Below are 10,465 nucleotides of genomic sequence, written 5' to 3' on the forward strand. Positions count from 1 at the left end.
AACCTGCCGTTTGCGTTCGCTTATGCTTTATGCCCTGCGGGTACTCTTCCTCACAACTGCTTACTGATTCCCAATATATGTTTACCCACACGAAACGTAATAGAACCCAACTTTTCAACTTTTTTTTATTGACTCCAGATATCGGTCCCGGCAGGCCCTGGAGCAGAAATAATAGGTTTCACCGTTGATTTCCGCCTTTTCGGCCTGGGTGATCGGCACCCAGGTGCCGCAAACCGGATCCTGTTTCATCTCTTCCGGAAGGGGCTTGCCCCCTCGGCCCCATTTTCCTGCCTCCCGGCGTCGCCCGGAACGGGGAAAAAGCAAACGCCAGGCCAGGTAGATCGCCAGTGCGAAAAAAAGCAGGCGCAGCCACACCATGGTTTCTCACCTCTCTCCCGAACCAGGTGCCATGGTCAGTGTTTGCCCAGAATTTCCAGAGAGATCACATGTTTCTGGATTTCGTTGGTGCCTTCATAGATCTGCAGGAGTTTAGCGTCTCTCATCATTTTTTCCACCGGATATTCTTTCATGTATCCGTAGCCGCCCATGAGTTGGACCGCTTCAACAGTGACATGCATGGCCACATCCGTTGCCAGAACCTTGGCCATGGCGGATTCCTTGGATGCCTTTATGCCTTGGTCCAGCATCCAGGCGGAGCGGTAAACCATCAGACGGGCGCTCTCGATCTGGGTGGCAATGTCGGCCAGTTTAAAGGCATTGTGCTGAAAGTGCGCGACCGGTTGGCCGAATTGGATGCGGTTGCGGCTGTATTCCAAAGCTTCCTCATAGGCGGCGCGCGCCACGCCGACGCCCCCGGCACCCACGGCGGGGCGGGCGTAGTCGAGCGTCTTCATGGCGATAATAAAACCGAAGCCCTCCCTGCGCAACAGGTTGGCAGCCGGGATGTGGACATCGTCAAAAAAGATTTCCGCCGTGTTGGATGCCCGGTGCCCCATTTTGTTTTCGTGTTTGCCCACAGTGACGCCGGGGGCGTCCATGAGCACGATAAAAGCCGATAACCCGCGGGCTCCACGGGTGGGATCGGTGGAGGCGAACATGACGCCGAATTTGGCCACTCCCGCGTTGGTGATAAAGGTCTTGGAACCGTTGATCACGTATTCATCGCCATTTTTAACCGCGGTGGTCTTGATGGCGGCATTATCGGAACCCGCTTCCCGTTCGGTCAATCCGAAACAGGCGAAAGTCATTTCGCGGGTCATGGGCTCAAGCCATTGCCGTTTCTGCTCATCCGTGCCGAACAGGACAATTGGGGTTGTGGCCAGGGTGTTGGCCATCATTGAGGTGTACATGCCGGCACAGCCCCATGCCAGTTCTTCGCATACCACGGCGTTGGTAAGGCTGGAGAATCCCGTGCCGCCGTATTCTTCGGGGATTCCGGAGGTCAGGAATCCGACGGCGAAAGCTTTCTCCATGACTTCCATGGCAAACTCGTTCTTTTCGTCGTATTCTCCGGCTACGGGGCGGATCTCATTGCGGGCGAATTCCCGCGTCAATTCCTGCAATTCAAGTTGCTCTTCGTCCAGGGAAAAATCCATGATTCCCTCTCCTTTTTGATTATTGGGTGTGAAGGGTTTTGATTATGTTTAACACTTCCTGTGCACTTTGATATCGTTCTTCGCGTTTCTTGGCCATGCATTTTTCAACCACCTCTTCCAGGCGGTCGGGGGTATCGGGCCGCAACTGCCGCATGGATGGGACGCCTTCGAAAAGGTGCTGATAGAAAACATTTTCGCCCTTAAAGGGCACTCGACCGGTGATCAGGTGAAACACGGTGGCCCCGACTGAGTAGATGTCGGTGCGGTGGTCGGTGGGCTGTCCCTGAATCTGTTCAGGAGACATGTAGTAGGGGGTTCCGGTAATAATGCCGCTTTCACCCTTTTTCATATCGCCGCGGATCACGGCCAGTCCGAAATCCATGATCTTGATCTCTTTCTGACGGGTGATCATGATGTTGTGGGGCTTGATGTCGCGGTGGATAATGCCCTTGCGGTGCGAATAATCCAGGGCTTTGAGGACCTTGATGGTGATATACAACACCTGGGGAATAGAGAATTGGCGGTTGTTGCGAATCAGGGACATGAAGTTTTCACCTTCAATGAACTCCATGGAAATAAAATGATCGTCTCCCAGTTGTCCCACGTCATAGACAGTGACGATATTGGAATGGGAAAGAGAGGCCGTAGAGCGGGCTTCCGTGTAGAACCGTTCCAAGCTGCGCTTGTCCTTGATCAGGCTGGCATTCAGGACCTTGAGTGCCACAATGCGTTGCAGAACCGTGTCTTCGGCTTTGTACACGGTTCCCATGCCGCCTTCACCCACTTTGCGGATAATTCGATACCGCTGGGAGGAATCCTCTTGTACCAGGGCCATCTCTTTGTATTTCTGGATCAGGTTTTCTACGTCTTTGAGCCGCTGGTGGACATCTTTGTAGGAGTAATTCTCGCTGAGGACCATCTGGTAGATGGAGTGGGCTTTCTTGAAATCACCGGCATTTTCTTCCGCCTGTCCCAACAGGTAATACCAGTCGATGTTTTTGGGCGAGATGGTTTGGTCGGCAAGCAACTTGCCGAGTTTTTCAATCACCAGTTGGTGCTTGCGATGTTTCAGGAAAATGGTCGCCATCTGGGTGATGGAGGCCAAGTAATCCGGTGAGTTGGGGTGAACCTGCTGGAAGTTTGCCAGGGCGCGTTTCTCATCGTCCACTTTGAGGAAAGATCCCCCCGCCTTAAAATATTCCCCGGCTTTTTCAAAGAGTTCTCCGGCTTTCTGGAAGCGTTTGTATTTCAAATAGATGTCCGCGGCGGGCTTCCACTGATGTGCCATTTCGAACATCTTGGCCGCTTCCTCTTCCTTTTCCGCTTTCAGGTAATTTTCCGCAGCGGCCGCAAAATTCTGGTTCATGAAATAGCAATATGCGGCTTTCTCAAAACTACGATCCCATTCAAACAGCTCCGCGGCCCGGGTGTAATCTTCTCCCTTCAGGTACCATTCCGCGGCTTCCCGGGTATTTCCCCGGGCAAAGGAATCCTCTCCCCGTAGCTGGTACGCCACGCGGTGCTGACCTAGTTTTTCGTACAGGTCGGCCGCGCGTATGGGCATCTGGGCTTTCTCGTACAATTTGGCGGCTTCTTCAATCCGCTCCATCTTTTGCGCCAGTTCAGCGGCTTTGTCGAACTTGTCCTGCTGCACCAGCAAGTTAAATGCCCGTTCGTTTTCTCCCACCCGGGTATACAGTTCCACCGCCTTCATGAGGTCCTGTTCCAGGCGCGAATCCTTATGGAAACCTCCGCTTGTGTCCGCGTTGGAGAGGAACCATTTCTCGAAGTTTATGGCCGCACGTTTCAGGTTGCCGTCTTTTTCGTAAATATAGGCCGCTTTTTTAAAAAAACCTTTGCGTTCATAGATTTGGGCGGCTTTCTCAAACCGTTCATAGTTGTAATAAATCTCAGCAGCTTCCTGAAAGCGGTTGTTGGATTCCAACAGGGAACAGGCCGCTTCGATGTTGCGGCGTTTCAGGTACAAGCGGATAATGCCGTCGAGGTGGCCGATCCGCTTGTAAATTTCAATGGCCTGGGTTTCGCGGTTCAGGCGTTCGTTTAATTCCCCCATTTCGGTAAACAGCTGTCCGTCTTCATATGTTTTCAGCGCTTTGCGAAAATCTCCAATCTCTTCGTAGATTTTTCCGGCTTTAAGGAAATTGCCTTCTTTTGCGGTCTTTCTTGCCTGGGAAACGAGGTAGTATCTGCGAAAAAGCATGGAATAGAGGGCATCAAAAAAGGACTTGTCTTGCACATTGAGGATTTTTGCGATCTTTAGAAGTTCATAGACGAGTTTTAGCGCTACCACCACAGCGATCAGGATCAGGACGAGTTTGATCTCTCGGTGGTTCTTTATTGTGTCCAGTATTGCGTCCATGCCGGCCTGGGCTGAAAAGTATAGCAAAGGCCCAATCAAAAATCAATTGAATTGACATTCGCCGGCTGAACTCATATAATGAAAGCCAATTCCAGCCTGGAATTTCTGCGCCGCTATCTTTGATGAGTGCGGGAAACAGGATGGAACAGCCATGTTCCCGTAGCCGGGGACTTTACCTCCGTTGCGGCTGCGCAAACGTCGTGGCCGGCAGGTATTCGGGACAGCGGGAAAGACGATGACGCTTCAAGTCAGTCAACTGAAAAACACCAACGAATTCCGCCAGGTGTTTTTCCCGGATCTGAAACTGGATGATCGCACCCTGAACTGGGAGACCACCGAGGAGTTGCTCCAATATGATATCCACATGCTGGATGCCCTGATCCGGGCGGAGAGCCTGCATAAACTCAAGCATTACGCGGTGAAAGAAGGCGTGGCCCTTTTTGATCCGGACCCGGTATCCGCGTTGGCCAGAATTCGCAAATATCTGGCCCGGTTCGATTCCAAGTTGTTTCTGTTTGGTCGCTCGGAACGCCAGACTTTTGGGTTTGTGCTGGAGAATCTGGGCGAATATCTCTATCGGCGAGACAGGGTCGGCAGTGACCGTGAGCGGCAGCAATTATTCCGTGACTACCGTTTCTGGGCGGAAAACTTTTTTACCATTCTGGATCAGAAGCTGACGGGCATGATTGTCCAGGTGGATGATGAAGAGGAGATCGAGACCGAAAGGCCATACCTGCGCTTTGAAAGTGATGCCATCCGCATTCCCCTCTATCCCTTTGTGCTGATACGGGATCAACGCCGCCTGTTTCTGGAACGGATGATTCCCGGGGGATTGGAATACCTGGATATCACGGAGGGCCATCACCGCCGGTTTACCCGCAAAGATCTGGATATCCCCGTGTTTACCTACCTGTGTTCGCTCCTGGATATCGAGAGTGCCCGCCTGGTGGCGTCGCGGTTGACTCCCGGGGACCACGAACTGACGGATAAACTTGATCTGCTGGAGCGGGCAATCAGCCTGTATGCAGACCGGGCTTTTCCCACCTGCCTGGAAATTCTTGAGCGTTTGTCACCGGAACGCATGCACTACCCGCTCCTGGTGCTGATGAAAGCGCGCTGTCATCTTGCCTTAAAACAATTCGCCGAGATGCGGCACCTGCTACAGAAGTTCGTGCTGTTTTTTCCCTTTTATGCCGATACCTTTGAGTTAATGGGGGACGCATCGCGCCTGGAAGGAAAGTTCGAACGGGCGGTTGGTTTCTACGAAAAGTTTCTGCGTCTTTCCCATTCAAACAGTGTGACCGAAAAGGTGAAAGCCGTTCGGGAACGCATGAAAACGGAGCAGCCGAAGGAACCCCGTCCGGATGAACCGTTCCTGGAGATCAGTCCGTCGAGCGAGACGGCGTTGCCCGATTTGGTGGGGCGTGAGCGGGAAATCCGCCAGATGATGGAGATCCTGATTTCCGGCAGCCGCTCCAATATCCTGCTGGTGGGAGAGAGCGGAGTCGGTCGCAGCGCCCTGATCTCGGCATTATCCCGCCGCATGGTTGATGGTGATGTCCCGGGCATGATAGAAGCCCGGGGGATGCGGGAGATCAATTTTCTGCACCTGTTGGCCGGCGCAAAGTATCGGGGCCAGTTCGAGGAAAAGGCGCTGAAGTTGCTCAACGATTTCTCTCGCTGCAACGACATCCTGGTACTCGAGGATATCCATTTAATGATGTCTCCGGGCGGAGCTCGGGGGACTTCACTGGATCTGGTCAACATTCTCAAGCCATTCCTGCGCGACGGTTCTATCCAGGTCATCGCCACCACCAATTACGAGGAAATGAAAAACACGGTGGAGAGGGATCATACCTTAATGGGTTATCTGCAGAGTGTCCAGGTTTCTGAACTCTCCAACAAAGACATACAAATAATTCTGCGCCGCAGAGCGGATGCGGCGGCCCGGGATCTGCGTATCGACGTAAAGGACGGCGTTCTTGAAATCGTGGCGGAGAGCGCCGGACGCCACTTGAAGTCCCGGCGTTTGCCCTTGTCCGCGTTGCTTTTGCTGGAACGTTGTTTCGCCAAGATAAAACTCAAAGTCCATGCCGGATACTCCCGGCGCATGGAGTTGACCGAGGACGACGTCACTGAAGCCCTGGCGGATATACTCAACCTGCCCCAGAGCCGGCTTTCCGTCTCTATGAACCTCGTGCTCTCCGACCTGCCAAATCGCTTAAGCCGGCAGATTGTTGGCCAGGATAACGCATTGCGGCGACTTTCCGCCGTGGTGACCATGAACAAGCTGGACCTGGGAGTGAAATCCCGCAGACCCGACGGCGTGTTTCTTTTCGTGGGTCCCACCGGGGTAGGAAAAACTGAGACCGCGCTGGCGTTGGCGCGGGCCCTTTACGGTTCGGAAGATCATCTTATCCGCATTGACATGTCGGAATACATGGAGCGTTTCACCTATTCACGTTTTGTGGGCGCCGCGCCGGGGTATGTGGGTTACCAGGATACGAACCAACTCACCGACCGGGTACGCCAGAACCCTTTCTCTATTATCCTGTTGGATGAAGTAGAAAAAGCGGATGCCCAGCTGCTGAATATCTTTTTGCAGGTCTTTGACGCCGGTCGCCTGACGGATGCCCGGGGCAACGTGGTGGATTTTTCCCATACCACGTTTATCATGACATCCAACATCGGCACCTCGCTTTTCCAGGCGGAACGCCTGGGTTTCCAGGGGGATTCCTCCGGGCGCGGGGTTTCGCGAGCGGCACGGGAGAAAGCGTTGCGGCGTTTCTTTACCCCGGAATTTTTGAACCGTGTGGACGAAATCGTCTATTTCCGCCACCTGGACAAGGCAAACATCCTGCGGATTATTGAACTGCAACTGGAACCCGTGCGCCGGCAGTTGCAACGCCAGGGCAAGTGCCTGGTGGTCGAAGACGGTGTGCTGGAAGTTCTTGCCGCCGAAGGATATTCCCTGGAGTTTGGTGCCAGGAACCTGACACGGGTGATCCAGAATCGGTTGTTGGAGCCCATCTCCCGGGTGGCACTGGGAGCGGAGTGGGCAAACGCCGGCAAGGTGGAATGCGTGTTACAAAAAAATGAGATTGTGGTTAATGTGGGGATAAACGCGGCCGAAGAAGCCGTGGATAAGCATTCCCTGGTTGAGAAGGAGTCGGTAACAACATGAAAAAGGTTCTGGTGGTTGATGACGAAAAAAACATCCAGGTTTCCCTGGCGTCCATTCTGGAAGACGAAGGATACCACACTTTTTTTGCTTCTTCCGGAGAAGAGGCGGTGGAAAAAATCGCCAACATCAATCCGGATGCGGTTCTTCTGGATATCTGGCTGCCCGGCATAGACGGTCTGGAAACCCTGGACCGCATCCTTACCCTGGATCCATCCCAGATTGTGATCATGATTTCCGGCCACGGCAGTATCACCACCGCCGTGCGTGCGGTGAAAATCGGGGCCTATGATTTCCTGGAAAAACCCCTGAGTCTGGACAAGGTGATCTTTGTACTCAAACGCGGGCTGGAGCACAAACAGGTTCTGGAAGAAAACATCAAACTCAGGTCGATGCTTGAGAAACAATCGGGAAAAGTGGAGCGGGAGCCGGAAGATCCCGGACGCAAGCGTGAAAGTTCAGGTGTGTTGACCTTTGACTATACGGATCCGGATGTTTCCCGGCCCCAGCGCACGGTTCGGGAGTCCGGGATTTTTTACGGCATTGGTCTTCATTCCGGGCAAAAAACCGGCATGGTGATCAAACCGTTGCCACTGGGCAAGGGCATCCGCTTTGAGAACATCTCGGAAAAGGGGTATGTCCCCGCCAGGGTGGAGTACCTGGATTCAACCAACCATGCCACGTCGGTAAAAAAGGACCGCCTCGAAGCGCGGACCATCGAACACCTGATGGCCGCCTTGCACGCATTCGGAATCACCAACCTGGCCATCAAGATCAACAAGGAAGTCCCGATCGGGGATGGATCGGCCTCGGCGTTCTGCGATTTTATTCGCAGCAGCGGTGTGGTGGACCAGGAAGGATTTATTCCCGAAGTCGTGATCGACCGGCCCCTGGTGGTTGGAGAGGAATCACCGGAGGGACGCTATATCCGGGTGGATCCCGCAGATCGATTCGAAGTGCACTACACCCTGATCTATCCAAAACCCCTGGGGCGGATTTTTCACCACTTTGTTCTCAACAGCCCCGAGAGTTTCGAAAAGGAGATTGCTCCGGCGCGCACGTACGGCTTTGTCCACGAAATGAACGAGTTGTCTCAACTGGGACTCGCCGAAGGGGGACGCATGAACAACTTCATCCTTATCGACAAGGGAGAAGTCATCAACACGAAACTCCGTTTTCCCGATGAGTTGGCGCGCCACAAAATCCTGGACATCATGGGTGATTTTTATCTGTTGGGGCGGCCCATCCGCGGCCGCATCACGGCCCAGAGAACCGGCCACGCGGACAACGCCCGTATGGTCAACCTGATCCGCGAAAAGTTCCTGTAAACTGGGGACGGTGCTTGTAAATATGTAAATACGGATTTTTGGATAACGAAAAGAGAATGCAGGTAAATGGCCAGTGGCAAGAGGTTAAGGGACTACCAAAGCAGTTGGGGGTTGGGAAGTTCTTCTGGTAGAAACCACGGAACACACTGAAAAAATACCCGTAACAAAAGATTCGGCGTATAATGCTGGACTGGGCGAACTGGGCCGGTGCATTGATTTCTACTCGCTGCGTTCTCCGGCCAGGGAGGAAAGAAACCCTTTGCGAATGCCGGCCGGGTCATCGCAATGCCCCAGTAAAAACATCAGCTTGGTGATGCTGGCGGCAAAGGTCATGTCACCGCCGTGAACGGCCCCGGCATCCAGCAGGCGCGCCCCTGATTCGTACAAGCCGGGATCCAGTCGCCCGGCTCCGGATTCGCTCAGGATCACCACCAGACGGCCTTCCCGGTGCCACTGTTTGACCCGGTCAATCAGGTTGCCGTTTTTAAGAGAAACGTTTCCGGCGCCGAAAGCCACCAGCACCACGGCCCGGGTGTCCTGGCCGGGTGTAAAAGAAGTGGTACGGCAGCCCGGGAAAAGGCGGTAAACGTCAATGGAATTATCCATTTCCGTCATGATGTGAAATAATCCTCCGGCGGTGGAAAGCAGGTTGCGGTGGTAGATTTCGATGTCCATGCCCACTCGCGCCAGCAGGGGGTAGTTGGGTGAGGAAAAAGCGTCAAAGTGGTTGATATGGCTCTTTACGGTGCGGTTCCCCCGCATCAGGCGGTGGTCGAAAAGGATGGCTGTTTCACGGATTTCAGACAACGCCAGCTCCACCGCGTTGATGAGGTTGGAGCGGGCATCGCTGCGGATTTCACTCAAGGGTTTTTGCGCCCCGGTCAGGATAACGGGAAAAGGCGGATTTGCGAGCATGAACGACAGGGCGGATGCCGTGTAGGCCAGGGTGTCTGTTCCGTGGGTGATCACCACGCCTTCAATGTGGTTGTGGTTGGCGTGGATCAATTCGGCCAGGACCTGCCAGTGTGTTGATGTCAGGTCGGAACTGTCCAGCAGGAAAGGGATCTCAATCTGGATGTCCGCCAAGTGCTTCAACTCAGGGATGAAACCGGTCAGGCTGTCGTAGAGGAGATCGGGTTTAAGCACCCCGCTGGCCTGGTCCCGCACCATGCCGATGGTTCCGCCGGTATGGATCAACAGCAGGCGTCGGGGCATGGGTGCGGTTTGTTTCCGGGTTTATGCGTCCGTTTTCAGGACCACGGAAAGGCTTTCAAGGATGCCCTGGAAATCGTTGAAGAGTTCAAGATTCAGGTGAATTCCCTTCTTGGTCGGCTTCCATTCTCCCGACTGGTCCTGGAACCAGGTGCGAATATCCAGGTAGTCGCGGTTGCGAAACTGGGAAACCGAGAAAATCAGCTTCTGAGTGGCGGAAAGGTCGATGAACCCGATGTTGACGTTTGTATCCGTATTTTGAATGAATTCAGGTTTTTCCGTGTTCATCTGCGTGGCGATGCGTTTTTTCAATTCGCTAAATTCCATGGGTATTTCCTCCAAGGGGAAGGGCGGGGTCAGGATTCCTTTCCCGGATCTCTTTTGAGTTGCTCTTCAAACAGGCGGGCCGCTTTTTCTTTTTTGGCTTTCTCCAGTTCCCTGGCCTGGGAAAAGCGCAGGTCGGCTTTTTGCTTTCTTTCTCTTTCTTTTTCCAGCAGGTCCGCCAGGTCGGCCGGATCCTTGCGCACGGCTTTCTGATGCTGGACTACCTGGTGGGTTTCCAGGTCGATCCACAGCCTGGACTTGCAGAACGGGCAATCCACTTCAATCAATTGTGCCATGCGGGCATTGTAACCAAAAACCGTTCAGGATTCAATTAAAGTTGAAAAGTTGGGTTCTCTTCCATTTTGTGTGGGTTTGCACGTCACTCTGGTTTAAAAAGGGAAAGGCTTTTGAAGAGTACCCTTTCGGGCATAAAAGGGAAGATGTTTAAAAAGCAGGGGCGGTTCGCGAACCGCCCGTACACTGT

8 protein-coding genes are annotated in these 10,465 nt (G+C 53.6%); 2 read left to right on the forward strand and 6 right to left on the reverse strand.

All coding sequences use genetic code 11. The features are described from left to right. Positions 1–114: 114 nt before the first annotated feature. The 3 genes from ENN40_06710 to ENN40_06720 are packed head-to-tail and all read right to left on the reverse strand — an operon-like array spanning position 115 to position 3,936. Positions 115–378, reverse strand: coding sequence for a YHS domain-containing protein (locus tag ENN40_06710; GenBank protein ID HDP95034.1), 264 nt, complete (start codon positions 376–378; stop codon positions 115–117). 35 nt (positions 379–413) lie between these two features. Continuing rightward, positions 414–1,556 (reverse strand): acyl-CoA dehydrogenase, encoded by a 1,143-nt coding sequence (locus ENN40_06715; GenBank protein ID HDP95035.1) that lies wholly within the window; start codon positions 1,554–1,556, stop codon positions 414–416. 19 nt (positions 1,557–1,575) lie between these two features. Beyond that, positions 1,576–3,936 carry a serine/threonine protein kinase gene (locus ENN40_06720; protein HDP95036.1) on the reverse strand — a complete coding sequence of 787 codons (2,361 nt, stop codon included), beginning with the start codon at positions 3,934–3,936 and terminating at the stop codon, positions 1,576–1,578. Between the two features lie 235 nt (positions 3,937–4,171). On the opposite strand from ENN40_06720, the gene ENN40_06725 reads away from it, so the two are divergent. Further along, positions 4,172–7,120, forward strand: a complete 2,949-nt coding sequence (locus ENN40_06725) for an ATP-dependent Clp protease ATP-binding subunit (GenBank protein ID HDP95037.1) — start codon at positions 4,172–4,174, stop codon at positions 7,118–7,120. Then, positions 7,117–8,445 (forward strand): UDP-3-O-[3-hydroxymyristoyl] N-acetylglucosamine deacetylase, encoded by a 1,329-nt coding sequence (gene lpxC, locus ENN40_06730; protein ID HDP95038.1) that lies wholly within the window; start codon positions 7,117–7,119, stop codon positions 8,443–8,445. The genes ENN40_06725 and lpxC overlap by 4 nt, the downstream gene beginning before the upstream one ends. Before the next feature lie 219 nt (positions 8,446–8,664). On the opposite strand, the gene ENN40_06735 is transcribed toward lpxC, so the two are convergent. The 3 genes from ENN40_06735 to ENN40_06745 form a co-directional block, all read right to left on the reverse strand. Then, on the reverse strand, positions 8,665–9,660 hold the full coding sequence (locus ENN40_06735; GenBank protein HDP95039.1) for an asparaginase: 996 nt from the start codon (positions 9,658–9,660) through the stop codon (positions 8,665–8,667). 21 nt (positions 9,661–9,681) lie between these two features. Next, a complete protein-coding gene (locus tag ENN40_06740) occupies positions 9,682–9,945 on the reverse strand; it encodes a hypothetical protein (protein HDP95040.1) in 264 nt (87 codons plus the stop codon). Positions 9,946–10,013: 68 nt separating this feature from the next. Then, positions 10,014–10,277: a hypothetical protein gene (locus tag ENN40_06745; protein HDP95041.1), complete on the reverse strand. Its 264-nt coding sequence runs from the start codon at positions 10,275–10,277 to the stop codon at positions 10,014–10,016. Positions 10,278–10,465 lie beyond the last annotated feature (188 nt).

This window comes from Candidatus Aminicenantes bacterium, assembly GCA_011049425.1.
GTDB lineage: Bacteria > Acidobacteriota > Aminicenantia > UBA2199 > UBA2199 > UBA876.